Origin of the sequence: Chromatium okenii, from assembly GCF_016583745.1 — a bacterium.
GTDB classification, from domain to species: domain Bacteria; phylum Pseudomonadota; class Gammaproteobacteria; order Chromatiales; family Chromatiaceae; genus Chromatium; species Chromatium okenii.
Window position 1 is genome coordinate 1 of the sequence record NZ_NRRQ01000005.1, and the last position, 16,540, is coordinate 16,540.

The 16,540-nt window shown below is 45.5% G+C and carries 18 protein-coding genes and 1 pseudogene; 7 read left to right on the top strand and 12 right to left on the bottom strand.

The features are described 5' to 3' along the window. Positions 1–275: 275 nt before the first annotated feature. From CKO12_RS14825 to CKO12_RS02750, 7 genes and pseudogenes are all read left to right on the top strand, one after another. A pseudogene (locus CKO12_RS14825) lies at positions 276–357 on the top strand (transposase); the annotation flags it as partial. A 139-nt stretch (positions 358–496) separates the two neighbouring features. Beyond that, a complete protein-coding gene (locus CKO12_RS02725) occupies positions 497–721 on the top strand; it encodes a DUF4258 domain-containing protein (protein WP_274599886.1) in 225 nt (74 codons plus the stop codon). A 62-nt stretch (positions 722–783) separates the two neighbouring features. Further along, entirely contained in the window at positions 784–1,023 is a 240-nt protein-coding gene (locus tag CKO12_RS02730) for a DUF4160 domain-containing protein (protein ID WP_338032685.1), read from the top strand. Positions 1,024–1,035: 12 nt separating this feature from the next. Beyond that, complete coding sequence (locus tag CKO12_RS02735) at positions 1,036–1,266, top strand: DUF2442 domain-containing protein (RefSeq protein WP_182583572.1); 231 nt, start codon at positions 1,036–1,038, stop codon at positions 1,264–1,266. 138 nt (positions 1,267–1,404) lie between these two features. Further along, positions 1,405–2,007: a DUF4160 domain-containing protein gene (locus tag CKO12_RS02740; RefSeq protein ID WP_200153209.1), complete on the top strand. Its 603-nt coding sequence runs from the start codon at positions 1,405–1,407 to the stop codon at positions 2,005–2,007. A 247-nt stretch (positions 2,008–2,254) separates the two neighbouring features. Further along, complete coding sequence (locus CKO12_RS14830) at positions 2,255–2,410, top strand: DUF4160 domain-containing protein (protein WP_242466173.1); 156 nt, start codon at positions 2,255–2,257, stop codon at positions 2,408–2,410. 742 nt (positions 2,411–3,152) lie between these two features. Beyond that, positions 3,153–3,602, top strand: a complete 450-nt coding sequence (locus tag CKO12_RS02750; RefSeq protein ID WP_338032686.1) for a transposase family protein — start codon at positions 3,153–3,155, stop codon at positions 3,600–3,602. 195 nt (positions 3,603–3,797) lie between these two features. Here the strand turns inward: CKO12_RS02750 and CKO12_RS02755 are convergent, their stop codons facing one another. From CKO12_RS02755 to gap, 12 genes are all read right to left on the bottom strand, one after another. Further along, on the bottom strand, positions 3,798–4,370 hold the full coding sequence (locus CKO12_RS02755) for a helix-turn-helix domain-containing protein (RefSeq protein ID WP_200153211.1): 573 nt from the start codon (positions 4,368–4,370) through the stop codon (positions 3,798–3,800). Between the two features lie 242 nt (positions 4,371–4,612). Then, positions 4,613–8,041: a GAF domain-containing protein gene (locus CKO12_RS02760; RefSeq protein WP_200153212.1), complete on the bottom strand. Its 3,429-nt coding sequence runs from the start codon at positions 8,039–8,041 to the stop codon at positions 4,613–4,615. A gap of 93 nt (positions 8,042–8,134) precedes the next feature. After that, positions 8,135–9,610 carry an HDOD domain-containing protein gene (locus CKO12_RS02765; protein ID WP_200153213.1) on the bottom strand — a complete coding sequence of 492 codons (1,476 nt, stop codon included), beginning with the start codon at positions 9,608–9,610 and terminating at the stop codon, positions 8,135–8,137. 66 nt (positions 9,611–9,676) lie between these two features. Then, positions 9,677–10,741 (bottom strand): class II fructose-bisphosphate aldolase, encoded by a 1,065-nt coding sequence (gene fba, locus CKO12_RS02770; RefSeq protein ID WP_200153214.1) that lies wholly within the window; start codon positions 10,739–10,741, stop codon positions 9,677–9,679. 58 nt (positions 10,742–10,799) lie between these two features. After that, a complete protein-coding gene (gene pyk / locus CKO12_RS02775) occupies positions 10,800–12,242 on the bottom strand; it encodes a pyruvate kinase (protein ID WP_200153215.1) in 1,443 nt (480 codons plus the stop codon). 51 nt (positions 12,243–12,293) lie between these two features. Next, positions 12,294–13,475 (bottom strand): phosphoglycerate kinase, encoded by a 1,182-nt coding sequence (locus tag CKO12_RS02780; protein WP_200153216.1) that lies wholly within the window; start codon positions 13,473–13,475, stop codon positions 12,294–12,296. A gap of 215 nt (positions 13,476–13,690) precedes the next feature. Further along, entirely contained in the window at positions 13,691–13,843 is a 153-nt protein-coding gene (locus CKO12_RS02785; RefSeq protein ID WP_200153217.1) for a hypothetical protein, read from the bottom strand. Between the two features lie 9 nt (positions 13,844–13,852). Then, positions 13,853–14,050: a hypothetical protein gene (locus CKO12_RS02790; RefSeq protein ID WP_200153218.1), complete on the bottom strand. Its 198-nt coding sequence runs from the start codon at positions 14,048–14,050 to the stop codon at positions 13,853–13,855. Positions 14,051–14,122: 72 nt separating this feature from the next. After that, positions 14,123–14,803 carry a DNA-methyltransferase gene (locus CKO12_RS02795; protein WP_200153219.1) on the bottom strand — a complete coding sequence of 227 codons (681 nt, stop codon included), beginning with the start codon at positions 14,801–14,803 and terminating at the stop codon, positions 14,123–14,125. An 80-nt stretch (positions 14,804–14,883) separates the two neighbouring features. Beyond that, positions 14,884–15,171, bottom strand: a complete 288-nt coding sequence (locus CKO12_RS02800) for a DUF2442 domain-containing protein (protein WP_200153220.1) — start codon at positions 15,169–15,171, stop codon at positions 14,884–14,886. A gap of 55 nt (positions 15,172–15,226) precedes the next feature. Further along, positions 15,227–15,448, bottom strand: a complete 222-nt coding sequence (locus CKO12_RS02805; RefSeq protein WP_200153221.1) for a DUF2283 domain-containing protein — start codon at positions 15,446–15,448, stop codon at positions 15,227–15,229. Between the two features lie 82 nt (positions 15,449–15,530). Beyond that, on the bottom strand, positions 15,531–16,532 hold the full coding sequence (gene gap / locus CKO12_RS02810; protein WP_105072484.1) for a type I glyceraldehyde-3-phosphate dehydrogenase: 1,002 nt from the start codon (positions 16,530–16,532) through the stop codon (positions 15,531–15,533). Positions 16,533–16,540 lie beyond the last annotated feature (8 nt).

A 16,540-nucleotide genomic window follows, 5' to 3' on the forward strand; every position in this document is an offset into this window, starting at 1 on the left:
GAGCCTATCAGCATTATTTGGCTCCTTGAGGATAACGGTCTTTAACATTGCTTCACTTATGTTCACCATACCTTCCAAGCCTAGCTCCCATCCACTTTAATGCTAGTAGAGTTGATTTTATCTCACGATTCCATCTTCTGACCTTCCGGTCACGGGCTACATTTTCACCAAGGCTTCAGACGGTTTGTTACCAATTCCGCCTGCTCGGTTAGACTACTGCTAGGAAAATAGCAGGTTTTCTCAACAAAATCGTTGGAAAACAATTACTTATACGGCTTACCTTGTCGCACTTATTTCTTCCTCCTTATTTTCCTGATCTCAACCCAATTGAACAGATATGGAAATCTATTAAGCGGGAAGTTTCTGTAGAATTTATCTATTCTAATGAGTACTTAAAGTCAGTCATCTCTGATTCTTGGGCTGTATTCAGCAAATCATCAAGCTATGCTAAGGGCTGGATAGAACAGTTCGTGCCTTGGGTGCTGTATGGTTAGTTTTGCGGACAACTATAAGCAAACATGCTGAAGAGATGGTGCGAGAACGCGGTATTGATTTGGCTTGGCTAAATATGACACTCCAAACACCGGATATGTTTCAATGCGATCAAAATGATCTGACACTGATTCATGTATGGCGTCGCATTCCTGAATTTGGCAACCGCACCTTGCGTGTCATTTACAATCGCACCAAAATGCCACCTCATATAGTCGATCCAGAATAAATTGATTGCTGCGCAACAAGCATAATTGAAGGCAGTGCGCCGATTTTGACAATCATTTTGTGGTGGATCGACTATATACATTGAATACTCAAAAACATCATCTGCCCCATATTCATGTTAGGTACAATGAATACAAAATCGTGTTGGCAATTCCTAATGGTGAGATATTGGAAGGTCAATTGCTGAACCGCCAAATGAAATTGTTGCAAGCGTGGATTGAATTGCATCAGAATGAGTTGATGGCAGATTGGTTTTTAGCGTCCAGCGGGCAAACTCCATTTAAAATAGATCCATTACGTTAAGGAGATTTGGAAATGACACCAGATGCTATTCAGGTTAAACCATTACCTGATTTTCGTCTTGAAGTTGATTTCGCAACAGGCGAACATCGCGTTTTTGATATGAAGCCGTATCTTTCATATCCCGCATTCGCGCCACTAGCTGATGATAATTTATTTATGAAAGCATTCATTGTTCATGGCGTCATCACTTGGAACGATGAAATCGATCTTTCTCCTGATACGCTTTATTTATTAGCCGCGTAGGTTGGGTTGCCGCTGTTTGGCGACCTGACTGGGTGAGATGAGAATGCCCGCCGCTTGATTGAAAAATTGGGCGGCGTTTTTTTGTTGGTGGAGTGGTTTATACTTAAGTCACAGCAATTGACGCAACGGAGTTGACGAATGCCGGTATTATCAGTTTTCTTTGGCATCATCATACGCATGTGGCATGATGACCATCCGCCACCGCATATTCATGTTGAATATCAAGGATTTGAGGCCATCGTTGCCATAAAAACTGGACAGGTGTTGCAAGGATCACTGCCACGCAAGGTTGCTAGTATTGTCAGCGATTGGTGTCATATAGTCGATCCACCACAAAATGATTGTCAAAATCGGCGCAGCACCTTCAATCCTACTGTTGTGCCGCAATCAATTTATTCTGGCTTGGCTATAATCATCAAATTGAGCTGCTCAATAATTGGGAATATACTCAACGCTTTGAACCACTCGAACGTATTCAAGGAGCCGATCGTGATTAAAGTTTTAGAGTGTCATTATCTTGGAAATTATCGCTTTGAATTACTATTTTCTGGTGGCGAATGCGGTCAATTTGACGTACTGACGTACTGCCGCAACAAACAAGGTTCGTTGCTCAAACCATTACAATCAGAAGAGTATGTACAGCGATGTTTTATTGACGCTGGTGCTTTAGGATGGCCGAATGGTTTAGATTTATCACCAGCACGTCTGTATGAACTGAGCGGGTTGTGCGCAGCGGCATGACTTGGTGAAGCAGCGTCGGTTGGGTTGCTGCTGTTTGGCGACCTGACTGGGTGAGAGAAAATGCCCGCCGCTTGGTTTTGAATTGAGCAGCGAGTTTTTTGTTGGGTGGAGGAATACAGCAATTGCCGCAGCGGAGTTGACGAATGCCGACGATTAGCATGTTTTATGGGATATTGATCTGTTTATATTTTTATGACAACGAGCGACACCAACTGCCACATATATTCATGCAAAATATCAAGGTTAAATGGCTTCATTTTTGATTCTTAATGGCACGGTATTGAGCGGTAATTTACCAATTGCTAAAATGCGTTTAGTGCAAGCATGGATTGAAATTCACCGTGAATCGCTATTAGCCAATTGGGAACTGGGCTGTCAATGGTCAAAAACCCTTTCAAATTGATCCACTACGCTAGGTATGATCGTCATGGGAACTGTGATTCGAGTCATTCCACGAGAAGATTTTTTTTAGAACTATGGTTCAATACGGGAGAACATCAGATTTGCACCCATCGTTGTAACAGGTTGTTTTATAAGCATTATTTTCGATAATGCCTCCTATTTACAGTGCCATTACCAACGAGTATTGCAAAGCCTTGCTTTATAGGTAGTATTACACTCGATAAATTACATAAGCTATTTTGAGGTGAGCTATGATTTTTGAAAAATTCAAGAACCTAAACATCGATCGTACAACAAAAGCGATGATTGGAATGAGTCGAAAAAAATTCGACGAGCTTGTGCCAGTTTTTATTGCTTCTTATCATGCCATACAAGAAGAACGCTTGTAAAATAAAGAAATTAAATGTTTGCCAAAAGGTGGTTTTCGTGGTGCGCTTGATACCCATGAAAAACAGTTATTTTTTCTTCTTTTTTATTTGTAGTGGTTACGCAGTTGGATGCCTAAGTTCCTGATTTAATTGAAACTTGGTTTGTGCAGTGCGTAACCGCGTTTTCATAAAAATCAACGACTTAACTTTCAACTGCGTAACTCGTAGAAACCTTGAATGTTTACCCAAAACGCGCTTTTGAAAGCGTAGAAAATTTTACTCAAGCCATTGAAAAATATGAACAAATAATCATTGATGGGGTAGAGGTACCATGTGTTAGACCTTCTGAGAAGGATCGCCAAAAAGATCATTACAGTGGTAAAAAAACTCCATACTGTCAAGTCGATAATTATTACTGGTCAAAACAGAAAAGTTATCTACCTGAGTCACATTTATGGTGGTCGTAACCACGATTACTCAATAATGAAATCGGAATTTGATATGGATAAGCAGTGGTTTGTCGATGTTACAGTTCGAGCTGATCTTGGTTTTTTAGGTTTAGTTAATGACTATGGGTTCAAATCTGATCTCAGGTTGCCTAACAAAAAACCTCGAAAATCAAAAAATAATCTTTCACCAGAACTCACTAAACAGCAGAAGATAGAAAACCGCGCACATGCACAACGTCGCATTTTTGTTGAGCATTCGATTGGTGGAATGAAACATTTTCACTGTCTGACGCACCGGATCAGAAGCCAGTCAAGTGTCATTATGGATCAGTTCTTTGGACTGGCAGCTGGTCTTTGGAACTTCAACATCTCTTAAAAATTCAGATATTTAACATTCGGTACAAATCTATTATTTTTTGATTTTCGAGGTTTTTTGTTAGGCAACCTGAGATCAGATTTGAACCCATAGTCATTAACTAAACCTAAAAACCCAAGATCAGCCCGAACTGTAACATCGACAAACCACTGCTTATCCATATCAAATTCCGATTTCATTATTGAGTAATCGTGGTTACGACCACCATAAATGTGGCTCAGATAGATAACTTTTCTGTTTTGACCAGTAATAATTATCGACTTGACAGTATGGAGTTTTTTTACCACTGTAATGATCTTTTTGGCGATCCTTCTCAGAAGGTCTAACACATGGTACCTCTACCCCATCAATGATTATTTGTTCATAACTTTCAGTGTCTTGAGTAAAATCTTCTACGCTTTCAAAAGCGCGTTTTGGGTAAACATTCAAGGTTTCTAAACTCTTTTTTAGGATAGGCATATGTGTTTTAACAGCATCGTGAGCGTGCCCCGCACTGAGATCAAAAAGGAATCCAATAACATCAAATGTAGGGTATGTTTTCAAATAAAAAAGAAGAAAAAATAACTGTTTTTCATGAGTATCAAGCGCACCACGAAAACCACCTTTTGGCAAACATTTAATTTCTTTATTTTTCAAGCGTTCTTCTTGTATGGCATGATAAGAAGCAATAAAAACTGGCACAAGCTCGTCGAACTTTTTTCGACTCATTCCAATCATCGCTTTTGTTGTACGATCGATGTTTAGGTTCTTAAATTTTTCAAAAATCATAGATCACCTCAAAATAGCTTATGTAGTTTATCGAGTGTAATACTACCTATAAAGCAAGACTTTGCAATACTCGTTGGTGATGGCACTGTAAATAGGAGGCATTATCGACAATAATGCTTATAAAACAATCTGTTACAACGATGGGTACAAATCTATTGATTGCTGCGCAACAAGCATTATTGAAGGTAGTGCGCGGATTTCGACAATCATTTTATGTTGGATCGACTATATGCAACTGTTCTTTAAGGTTGCGCACATAATGGCAATTTTATAAAAAAGGTTGTGCCCTGCCCCGGCACGCTGGCTGCCCAAATGTGTCCGCCCATGCGTGTCAATGCTTTACGCACAATCGCCAAACCAATTCCCGTGCCGGGATATTCATCAGCAGGTTGTAAGCGTTGAAACATTTCAAAAATGCGGTCGTGGAATTGCATTGCAAAACCAATGCCGTTGTCTTTAACGGCAACAACTAAATGTTGTTTCATTGCGCTGGCGCTGAATTCGATGATCGGCGGTCTATCGGAGAGATGAAATTTAAGCGCGTTGTCTAATACATTTCGCAGCACCAACGCTAAACCATCTGGATCAGCTTGCACCAAAGGGCGTGTGTCAAACTGTAAATGCACTTTGGCGTTGCTGGTGTAAAGTTCATCTGTGCGTTCAGCAATGATGCACTCCAGTAAACTGAGTAAATCTAAACTGATGCCCTGCATTTCTCGCCGTTCCATGCGCGAATAAGCCAGTAAATCTTCAATCAACTGCCCCATTTGCGCCACGCCGCGCCGCACGTTGCGCAAAAATAACTGCCCTTCTTCATTGAGATGTTGCCAGTGTTCTTCAATGAGCAAACGACTGTAGCCATCAATGCCGCGCAAAGGTGCTTTCAAATCATGCGATACGGAATAAGTAAAGGTTTCTAGTTCCTTGTTAATCGTTGCTAATTCCGCCGTGCGTTGCGCCACCCGTTCCTCTAATTCCGCATTTAACTGAATCACTGCCGCTTCAGCGCGTTTGCGTTCCGTTACATCGCGCACCACAGCAATAAATTGATGGCTATCCGGTAATTGATTGAGCCGAGCTTCAAATTGCCGTATTCCGTTGGGCATTGGCAATTCATAATGACAGGATACTAATCGCCCGTGCGCGATGATTTGTTCAATACACTTTTCAAATTGCAGCGCCACATCCAGCGGGAGCACGTCGCGGAATCGTCGCCCCAAAAAGGTGGACGGCGGAACATATAAGCCTTCATCGTGACTGGCGCGATAATCACAAATGGTGCCGTCGGGATCGACGAGAAAAAACAAATCGGGCAACACTTGGAACACAGAATCCAGCAAAATCGCGTTTTGGCGGGCTTCCAATTGCGCCCGTTTACGACGGCTGATGTCTTGCATGGCACCTTCTATCCGCACCACCTGCCCGCCTTCAACCACCGGCAAGCCAATTGTGCGCACCCATTTATGAACACCCCGCGCACTCATCATTTCTAATTCTAAATCATAGGGTTGCGCTTGCGTGATCGCCTGTTGCACCGCTTGCTCTAATTGCGTCCGCATCACGCCATGAAACAGGTTCAAGCCCTGCGCCACCGTCGCCGGAGTGTCCGGCGGCAGGTCTTGAATCCGCGCCGTTTCCTCCGTCCATGAACCAGTGTGGGTTGTAACGTCAAATTCCCAACCGCCCACCTTGGCCAAGCGTCCGGTGCGATCTAATACTTCTTTTTGATAACGCACCGCTTCTTCTGCCTGTTTGCGCTGCCGTTCATTGTCAATGAATTCCAAACCGAAACTTAAATCTTGCGTTAATTCATTTAATAACCGCAGCTCTTTAATGTCAAAAAAGCCCGGCGTGGCTGCGTACAAATTGAATGTGCCCCGCACCGTGCCGCTAATCCGCAGCGGAAACGCAGCGGAGGAGCGATAGCCCAGCGCCAGCGCCCGTTCCCGCCAAGGTTCCATGCACGGATCGGTGGCGATGTCGTTACAGACCACCGCTTGTCCGTGCTCAAGCGCCAGCAGCGTTGGGCCGTGCTGGCGCGTGTCATCGCGCAACGATAGCTGTAATTGATCGAGATAATCTGCCACTGCGCCAGCATGAGCTAACGGTTGGAGTGCGCCGGACTGCGCATCCACCGCGCCCAGCCATGCCATTTGAAAGCCGCCCACTTCGACAGCAATCCGGCAGGCTTCGTGATACAGCAGCGCCGGATCGCGCAGCCGCACGACCGCGCAGTTGATACCGCTCAACACGGCATAAATGCGATTCAAGCTGCGGATGCGGGCTTCTGCCTGCCGGTGCTGGCGCAGGTCAATGCTGGTGCAGCGGATCGTCAACGGAAAGCCGCGGGGATCGGTGATCAGCGTGGCGGAATGCAGCACCGGCACCCGGCTGCCGTCGGCGCTCTTGAAATACAGCTCCACCGGCGCGGCAGTGCCCTGTTTCAACGCCTGCAACTGTTGCGCAAACAGCTTTTGTCCGGTGTGCGTGAGCAGCGCATTGATGTTGGCGCATCCAACCAAGTCCTCGCGCCGCCGCCCGAGCAGCGCCAGCGCGGTCTCGTTGATTTCTACAATCTGTCCATCGGGCGCGAGGGTGTGATAGCAACAGGGCGCGTTTTCATACAGCGAGGCAAAACGATTGCGCGATTCCGTCAGCTCGCGCTCCGAAATAAAGCGGGCAACGGCGGCGGCGTACACGTCAGCAAAGGCGGTGACGCGCTGCAAATCGTGATGATCGTAGTCGCTGGTTTTATTGGCCAACGCGATCATGCCCAGCACGCGCCCTTGTGACAGACAGGGCACGCCCATGAATTTGCGGATCGGTAAATGTCCGGGCGGCGTGCCCACGCTCACGGGATGCGCAAAAGGATCGTTAGCAATCAACGGCATCCGGTTGTCGAGCACCCAGCCACCCAACCCGCTCGGCTTTTCAAACACCACCGTTTTGCCGGCGACCTGACACTGCGCAAAGATGTTGCGGGTCATCGTCGGCGTGATTAAAAACCCCGTCACCGCGTCGATATAACCCACAAAACCAAACTCGCTGTGCGTTACCGCCCGGCAGTGCTCCAACACCAAATGCGATAACGCATCGAGATCGGGCGTGTTGAGACAGGTGCGCAGCGCCGTAAACAGTTCGGTGTGCCAAGGTGGTGCCGGTTCCGCTGGCAGTGGCAGCGCCAACGGCACGAGACGCGGCAACTGTGCGCCCAAGTAGGTGCAGATACGCTCCAATATCATCAGCGTTGTCGGCGTGATGCTGGCGCTGCTGTTGGGAATGGCGATCAACACGCCGAGCGCCGCCGGTGCTGACGCCAGAATTGGCACATGCACAGCAGTCGTCACCCGCAGCCATTCCTCCAAATTCGTCGCCTGATAAGGGCTGCTCGCGTAGTGCGCCACCTGAATGATGCGGCGTTCCTGAACCGCGCAAAACGCCGCCACCGCGCCCGGCGCACTGGGCGCAAGCACCTTGGTGACTGCGCCCGCCATGCCAAAAGTCAGCCGCACCACCAGCTTGTTATCAATGATCGGGTCTGACAAACACAGCGCCGCTCGCGGAATGCCCAATTTTGCGGTCACTTGCAAAACCAGATGCAACGCATCCAGTAATTTATGACAGGCTGCAAGCGTCGTGGTGAATTCGTGTAATAAAGAAATGGTAGACATTGAGCCGCCTCCATCAAACGCAACTGCATTGCGATTAAAAGGCAATCATCAGCGCAAATTGAATCACACATTCATACTACAGGTGAAAAGAAATTAACGCTTCCGCCGCGCTGCCGCCAAACTAATTCCCACATTTGCCTGCGCCACGAAATGCTTAAAATCAGAAAAACTAGCGTTATCAAGTGCGCGTTGACTGCAACTGCGATCTGCATAAAACAAACCAATACTGTGCTGATTGACCACAATAGGTGCCAGCATAAAAGGCGTTTGTCCCATCAATTGTGTCAATTGCGCGGGAATCAAGCGCAAATGCGCGTCATATTCTTGCGCACTGAACCAGCGCGGCACCTTGCGATCCAGCGTTTGAAATAACACATCCGGCGTATTGGCATCACGACTAAATTGGAAGCCAGTCACCAACTCTTCTTGCAATTGGCTTAACGCATATTTCGCTTTAATCACCTTTTTATCTGGCGACACCAACGCAAAAATCACGCGATCCATACCAATGCCGCGATAAATACCTTCTAACACCAACTCCATAATCACATTAAAATCAAACTGTCCCGCTTCCAATACAGCATCCAATTCACGCAAAATTTTAATCTGCAACGCGCCATCGGATAATAGCTTATTGGCTACACCTGATTTGGTTGCCGCACTGGGTATCACCTCAACTGCTTCAGCGCCCGGCAAGGGAATATATGCAGCAGCAAAGCTGGCACCCAAATCCGCCGCCAATTGAATCGCAGCGCGAGCTTTTTGATGTACCAGCGTTTGCGTTTCAACAACAGACAACTCAGTTATTTTGGCAATCTTTTGAATTAGCTGCGTCATCTCCTGCGATTGCCAACCCTGATCTTTAGCGCACTGCGCAAGCTGCTGACCCAGTTTAATAGCTTGCATCTGTTCACCACCTTGCCCGGATTGGTGAATCGCCCGTTGCAGCAATTCCGACAAACGCCACTCTTTAATCAATTGACGACTGAGTTGGCTTAAATGAAATCCGAGCACCTGTTCCTGAGCACGTTCTGGCGACATATTCGGTTGATTTAAGCGTTGTTCCAAACGACTGCCAATCTCGCCGCTATAACACCAAAACGCCATTTCACCAATCCGCGATAACAACGTCGCAATAAACACTTCTTCAGCAGTTTTTTCATTGTAAATTTCTGCTAAGGCGCGAGCCTGTATTGCCGCGTGCATCGCCTGCGCTAATTCCCGCCCCAGTCGATCTCTTGCTGCGCCTTTCACCAGCTCCTCAATAAGCCGCACCGCCAAACAAATATCGCGCACCACATTAAAACCCAAGACCACAATAGCGCGGGTGACAGTGCTAATGACGACGCCGTTAGGGTTATAAAAAATAGAATTAGCGAGTTTTAGCACCCGCGCAGTTAAAGACGCATCACATAAAATGACATTTGCCAACGCTGAAATTGGCGCTAAATCGTCACCGGTAAACGCAATGACTTTGCGTGCCGTCATATCAAATACCGGCATTTCCCGCTCACAAATCAGCGCCACCCATTCTTCGATATTTTTTGGAGTTGTTATTTCAGTATTCATGGTTATCACACAATAAAAAAAGGGCGCTTGCGCGCCCAATGTGAATCAACTCAACACTAGCGTGAATCAGTTGATTTTAGGATCAAGCTCGCCTTTAGTATAACGACCAGTCATCGCGTCTAACGACAGCGCCCGCATCTTGCTGGCATTGCCCGCCGTGCCGAATGCTTCATAACGATCTTTGCAAATGCCCTTCATTGCCTTGGTGGCCGCAATGAAATACTTGCGCGGATCAAATTCCTTGGGATTATCCGCCAAGAATTTGCGAATTGCACCAGTAGAAGACATCCGTAAATCGGTGTCGATATTCACTTTGCGCACGCCGTGTTTAATACCCTCAACGATCTCTTCAACTGGCACGCCATAGGTCTCACCCATTGCGCCACCGTATTGATTGATAATCGCCAACCACTCCTGCGGTACAGAAGAAGAACCGTGCATGACCAGATGGGTATTGGGAATCCGCGTATGGATTTCTTTAATCCGGTTGATTGCCAAAATGTCACCAGTTGGGGGGCGAGTAAACTTATACGCGCCATGACTGGTACCAATTGCAATTGCCAGCGCATCAACGCCAGTTTTCTTCACGAAATCTGCCGCTTCTTCAGGATCAGTTAATAATTGACTGTGATCCAAAGTTCCTTCTGCGCCCACACCATCTTCTTCGCCAGCTTGTCCGGTTTCTAATGAACCCAAGCAGCCCAATTCACCTTCAACTGACACACCGCAATCATGCGACAATTCAACGACTCGGCGCGTCACTTCCACATTATATTCATAAGTGGTTGGCGTTTTACCATCAACACCAAGTGAACCATCCATCATTACTGATGAAAAACCCAATTGAATTGAACGCTGGCAAATTGCAGGTGAGGTGCCATGATCTTGGTGCATACAAACCGGAATATGCGGCCATTCTTCAATAGCGGCCAGAATTAAATGCCGCAAAAAAGGTGCGCCAGCGTATTTACGCGCTCCAGCGGAAGCCTGCACAATGACTGGAGAATCGGTTTCATCAGCCGCTTCCATAATGGCGCGCATCTGTTCCAGGTTATTCACATTAAACGCGGGAACACCATAACCATATTCAGCGGCATGGTCGAGCATTTGACGCATTGTAATCAGAGCCATTCAGTTTTTCCTCGTTGTAGTGAATCGTTGTGAATAACAAACAGTCATTCTGTAATGATCAATCTTCATTCAAGAGGCGATGTTCACCAACGCGCATGATCTTCATAATGTTGGTTTGTCCTTCAACACCAGAACGATCACCTTTAGTAATAATCACCAAATCGCCATCTCGTACCGTACCACGACGCACCAATTCTTCAATCACTTCTCGATTGACTTCGTGAATATCAGTGCTGGCAACATCAAAACTCACGGGATACGCGCCCCGAAATAACTTCACTTTACGCCGGGTTGGTGAAAAGCGCGTCATCGCATAAATTGGAATACCGGAACGAATACGCGACATCCATTTCACGGTAGAACCAGTTTCAGTTAATGCTGCAATCGCTTTAACACCTAAATGATTTGCGGTATACATTGCCGCCATCGCAATTGCTTCATCGACACGCCCGAATACGGAATCTAAACGATGCCCGGAGCGAGTAACATTTTTTTCCGCTTCCACACAAATGCGATGCAATGCTTCCACAACCTTCACTGGATAGCGACCAATAGAACTTTCTGCCGATAACATGACCGCATCAGTGCCATCTAATACCGCATTTGCTACATCAAACACTTCAGCCCGCGTGGGAATAGGATGCTCAATCATTGATTGCATCATTTGCGTAGCGGTAATCACCACGCTATTGAGTGCCCGTGCGCGACTAATCAAATGTTTTTGCACGGCTGGCAATTCAGCATCGCCAATCTCAACTCCTAAATCCCCTCGTGCTACCATAATGGCATCGGAAGCATTGATGATGTCATCTATTTGATTGAGCGCCTCAGCCCGTTCAATTTTAGCGACAATACCACCGCGTCCACCTGCTGCATAAAACAATTCCCGCGCTAATCGCACATCATCGCTGCTACGCACAAATGATACTGCCAAATAATCAGCACCAATTTCTGCTGCAAATCGAATATCCTCACGATCTTTATCAGTTAAAGCGGGCGCAGATAAACCACCGCCTTTTTTATTGATGCCTTTATTATTGGACAGCGGACCACCCACTAATACGGTGCAATCAATCCGACCGTTGACCACAGTGACTACTTGCAAAGCAATTGCACCGTCATCTAATAACAGCGTATCGCCAGAATTGACATCATCAGCAAGTTTCGTATAGGTCGTCCCCACTTGGGACAGATTACCCGCAGTGATCGGACAATGCACATCAATAGCAAAATTATCACCTGTCGTCAGTTCAATTTTGCCATCAGTGAATTGACCAATCCGAATTTTAGGACCTTGTAAATCAAGCAATACCGCAATTTCTTGATGCGCAGCGTGCGCCCGCTCCCGCATCAATTCAACGCGCCGCCGATGACGTTCATAACTATCGTGCGACAAATTCAAACGCACAACATCAATTCCAGCAGCAATCAATTGATCCGTCACTACCGGATCATCGGTAGCCGGTCCAAGCGTGGCAACAATTTTGGTACGTCTTGGCATATTACGCATCTCATAACCGCCGGAGAAATTCCGGCGGTACATCGCTGATATTTAATTCTTCGCCCGCGCTTCAAGCATAGCAACCGCTGGCAAAGTTTTACCTTCTAAGTATTCAAGAAATGCCCCGCCCGCAGTTGAAATATAAGACACCTTATCATAGATGTCATACTTCTGAATTGCAGCAATGGTATCGCCGCCACCTGCCAAACTGAAACCAGCGGCATTCGCAATTGCCATTGACACTGTTTTTGTGCCAGCGCCGAATTGATCGAACTCAAATACACCCACTGGCCCGTTCCATACAATTGTTCCCGCCTTGGCAATAATATCTGCCAATTCCTGCGCGGATTGCGGACCGATGTCAAAAATCATGTCATCCTCGACAACTTCACCAGCAGGTTTTGTAATGGCTGGTTCATTCTCATTGAATTGCTTGCCGCACACCACATCAACTGCAATTGGAATCGTTGCACCACGCGCCGTCATCTTCTTCATCAACGCCTGTGCAGTTGGAATTAAATCATGTTCACATAATGATTTGCCAACCGGAAATCCAGCCGCTGCTAAAAAGGTATTCGCAATGCCACCGCCAACCACCAATTGATCGACTTTTTCTGATAAGGCTTCCAATACTGTCAATTTAGTAGAGACTTTCGAGCCGCCAACAATCGCTACCATTGGACGCGCAGGATTTGCCAATGCTTTTTGTAACGCATCCAATTCCTCCGCCAATAACAAACCAGCACACGCCACTGGCGCAAATTGACCTACACCGTGCGTTGATGCTTGGGCGCGATGTGCAGTACCAAACGCATCCATCACGAATACATCACACAACGCTGCGTATTGTTTAGCGAGCGTTTCATTATCCTTGCCCTCGCCCTTATTAAAACGGACGTTATCCAGTAATACCAATTCGCCATCAGCAACTTCTGGGGCTTGGATTAAATAATCCCCAATCAAACGAATCTCACAGCCCATCTTCGCTCCGAGCGCCTCAGCGACGGGCTTGAGCGAATTCTCCTCGGAGAAGACACCTTCTTCTGGACGACCTAAATGCGACATCACCATCACTTTCGCACCTGCTTTAATGCAGTGCTCAAAAGTTGGCATGGATGCAGTAATTCGCGCATCAGAAGTAACCTTGCCGTTTTTAATAGGCACATTGAGGTCAGAACGAATTAAAACACGCTTGCCAGTCAGATCAAGATCGGTGAGTTTAATGAATGACACGATGGTATTTCCTCTTGGGTGTGGCCATGTTGTTGTAAAAGCAATCCGCAAAACCTTGGGGCTTGGCGCATCACTTTTAGTGAATGTTGTTTTTTGCTTGCTTATGGAAATAAACGATAGATGTCACTACGGTGTAAGCATCGCACAAACTCAACTTCGGTTGCTTCAATGATAATACCAATTCGATAATCACTCACCTTAATTCTGTAGAAGTTTTAGCTGCCAGTCATTTTTTTGAGTTTACCAATTCCCTGATGGTTAGTTATATTTTCTACTTCTTCAATCACCTGACGAATCTGCAACAGCATTAAACGGTCTTTAATTTTTTTTAAATCACGTACAAAGCTAGTGCGAAATACCGTTTTCACGACAGACACTCACTCAAAGAGGTTAAACACTTCACCACGATCTACTTGTTCTGTTTGTTGTCCTTCGCGGATCGCTTTTGCAAGACCGACATCTTCTAAGACATCTGTAAAAACTTCATATAGCAATTCTCGCTGTTCGTTCAACGTTTCTGTCAACACTTCTTTCAGTAGTTGTTTTAGTTCTGAATCACTAGCTGTCTGAAACATAATTTTTTACCGTGAGTGGAATATAAATTAAAACAATCCGCGAAACCTTGGGCATTACCTTTATTTGCGTTTTTAGAAAAGCAGTGACATAGATGAAAAATCTTTCAACCGTTTTTTAGCAAGCTCAATATATTCTGGAGAAATTTCAATGCCAATAAAATTTCGACCTAGTTTTTTAGCTGCAACAGCAGTTGTACCACTGCCCATAAATGGGTCAAGAATTATTTGTGCATTTGTGCTGCTAACAATTCTTTCAATTAACGCAACTGGGAAAGGCGCAGGATGTTCGTTTTTCATTTCTTGCATAAATTCCCAGACGTCACCCTGAGCATTTGCACCTTGCGCTAGTTCAAACTCTGGTTTACAAATTAAATAAATCACTTCGTAAGTTGGCAAAAAATATCCTTTATTAAAATTGATCCCACCTTTTCGCTTCCAGATGATAATCTGCCGCACTGGAAAGCCGGAAACAATATCTTGCCTGTCTTGCAACAACCCTGCTTGCACGCGCCATTTGTGATTATAAAAAATAGCGCCGTTATTTTTAATTAAGCGGAACATCTCAGTAAGACAGGCGCGTTGCCATGCCGTATATTCATCGTGGGGCATATTATCGTGATAGTGCGAATAACCATGAATCAGACTCGCATTTGACCATTTGCCGCCACGACCATCTTTCATGCCGTTGCCCGTTGAATTTTTAAGATTATACGGCGGCGAAGTGACAACTAAATCGACAGATTCATCTGGCATTGATTGCATCACAGTAAGGCAATCGCCGCATAGAAACTGATCTTGAACATCTGAAGATTTTATTACTGACTCACTGACATTCAAGCAATATAACCCCACGTTTTGAACTGTTCTTGCAAGTCTGGTTCATCCTTAAAAGCAAGATAAAAAAGATATTCGACAGCTAAATCAAGCGCATCAGACCAAATTAAAGTGCCATGCTCTACGCGGAAATTCTTAAACGCCGAAAGAACTTTTAACGTTGAAAAAGTTTTTCTTTGATCATCAAAAATTAACTCTTTTAGATTGATCTGTCCAGATTTATCATTATTAAACAGAAGATTAATTTTATACTCACCAAGATAATCTGCTTTCTTGATCTCTAACATATGGTATTTACCATTTATAAATTTTACGCAACTTTTTTCTTGAACACCTCTTGATCTAGTTCGAGAACATAAGAAATTGATCTAGTTCGAGAACATAAGAAAGTATTGTATCAACATTCAACTTCTTAGATGCTTGCAAAATCTCAATGCCAGTGATTTTTCCTTCCGCCGTCGTATCAAGATTAACACCTTCCGCCATTTCAATAACGCCGTCTGGTACTTGATCACTGAATCTTAAATATAAAGCATCTACTTCTTGGTCATATTGAACGTTCATTTAGTTAGCTCAATTCAATGAGCAGAGCAGCAAAACACTCTAACTGTTTAATCGCCGCTCTACTCATTTTTATGCAAACAACTTACTTGGCGACATGCTCAACCATGCGCAGCATGTTGCAAGTGTAGCCGTATTCGTTGTCATACCACGCGACAACCTTCACAAAGGTCTTATCTAATGCAATGCCAGCTTCGGCATCGAAAATCGACGGCGTTGATTTACCACGAAAATCAGTGGAAACCACCTTTTCATCGGTATATGCCAACACGCCAGCCAAATCGCCCGTCTCAGAAGCAGCTTTCATTGCCTTGCAAATGTCGGCGTAATCCGCTTCTTTATTCAATTCAACCGTCAAATCAACAACGGAAACATCAGACGTGGGAACACGGAATGCCATGCCGGTCAGCTTCTTATTCAATTCCGGCAATACCACGCCCACTGCCTTCGCTGCGCCAGTAGAAGACGGAATGATATTTTCTAAAATACCACGACCGCCGCGCCAATCTTTCATTGATGGACCATCAACAGTTTTTTGCGTCGCAGTTGCAGCGTGAACGGTCGTCATCAAGCCGCGCTTAATCCCCCAATTGTCATTCAATACTTTCGCAACTGGTGCCAAGCAATTGGTGGTGCAGGATGCAGCGGAAACAATCGCTTGACCGGCGTAGGTATTGTGATTCACGCCATAAACAAACATCGGTGTGGCATCTTTCGACGGTGCAGATTGCACCACTTTCTTGGCACCAGCCTGAATATGTTTCTGGCAGGAAGGTTCATCAAGAAAGAAGCCGGTGCATTCAATCACCAATTCCGCGCCAATCTCGTCCCATTTCAAATTGGCGGGATCGCGTTCTGCCGTTAAACGAATGGATTTGCCATTCACGATCATGGTGTTGCCATCAACAGCGATGTCACCGTTGAAATTGCCGTGAACTGAATCGTATTTCAGCATATAGGCTAAATAGTCAGGGTCGAGCAGGTCGTTAATGCCAACAACTTCAATTCCGGGGAAATCCTTGGCAATTGCACGAAACGCCATGCGACCAATCCGACCAAACCCATTGATGCCAACTTTAAGTGTCATGCGGTCAA

Excerpts from the sequence above, each read along its gene's own strand:
- pyk (WP_200153215.1), bottom strand. The coding sequence starts at position 12,242 with ATGCCAAGACGTACCAAAATTGTTGCCACGCTTGGACCGGCTACCGAT.
- fba (WP_200153214.1), bottom strand. The coding sequence starts at position 10,741 with ATGGCTCTGATTACAATGCGTCAAATGCTCGACCATGCCGCTGAATAT.
- CKO12_RS02765 (WP_200153213.1), bottom strand. The coding sequence starts at position 9,610 with ATGAATACTGAAATAACAACTCCAAAAAATATCGAAGAATGGGTGGCG.
- CKO12_RS14830 (WP_242466173.1), top strand. The coding sequence starts at position 2,255 with ATGGCTTCATTTTTGATTCTTAATGGCACGGTATTGAGCGGTAATTTA.
- CKO12_RS02760 (WP_200153212.1), bottom strand. The coding sequence starts at position 8,041 with ATGTCTACCATTTCTTTATTACACGAATTCACCACGACGCTTGCAGCC.
- CKO12_RS02740 (WP_200153209.1), top strand. The coding sequence starts at position 1,405 with ATGCCGGTATTATCAGTTTTCTTTGGCATCATCATACGCATGTGGCAT.
- CKO12_RS02795 (WP_200153219.1), bottom strand. The coding sequence starts at position 14,803 with ATGCCAGATGAATCTGTCGATTTAGTTGTCACTTCGCCGCCGTATAAT.
- CKO12_RS02800 (WP_200153220.1), bottom strand. The coding sequence starts at position 15,171 with ATGTTAGAGATCAAGAAAGCAGATTATCTTGGTGAGTATAAAATTAAT.
- gap (WP_105072484.1), bottom strand. The coding sequence starts at position 16,532 with ATGACACTTAAAGTTGGCATCAATGGGTTTGGTCGGATTGGTCGCATG.
- CKO12_RS02755 (WP_200153211.1), bottom strand. The coding sequence starts at position 4,370 with ATGATTTTTGAAAAATTTAAGAACCTAAACATCGATCGTACAACAAAA.
- CKO12_RS02735 (WP_182583572.1), top strand. The coding sequence starts at position 1,036 with ATGACACCAGATGCTATTCAGGTTAAACCATTACCTGATTTTCGTCTT.
- CKO12_RS02805 (WP_200153221.1), bottom strand. The coding sequence starts at position 15,448 with ATGAACGTTCAATATGACCAAGAAGTAGATGCTTTATATTTAAGATTC.
- CKO12_RS02790 (WP_200153218.1), bottom strand. The coding sequence starts at position 14,050 with ATGTTTCAGACAGCTAGTGATTCAGAACTAAAACAACTACTGAAAGAA.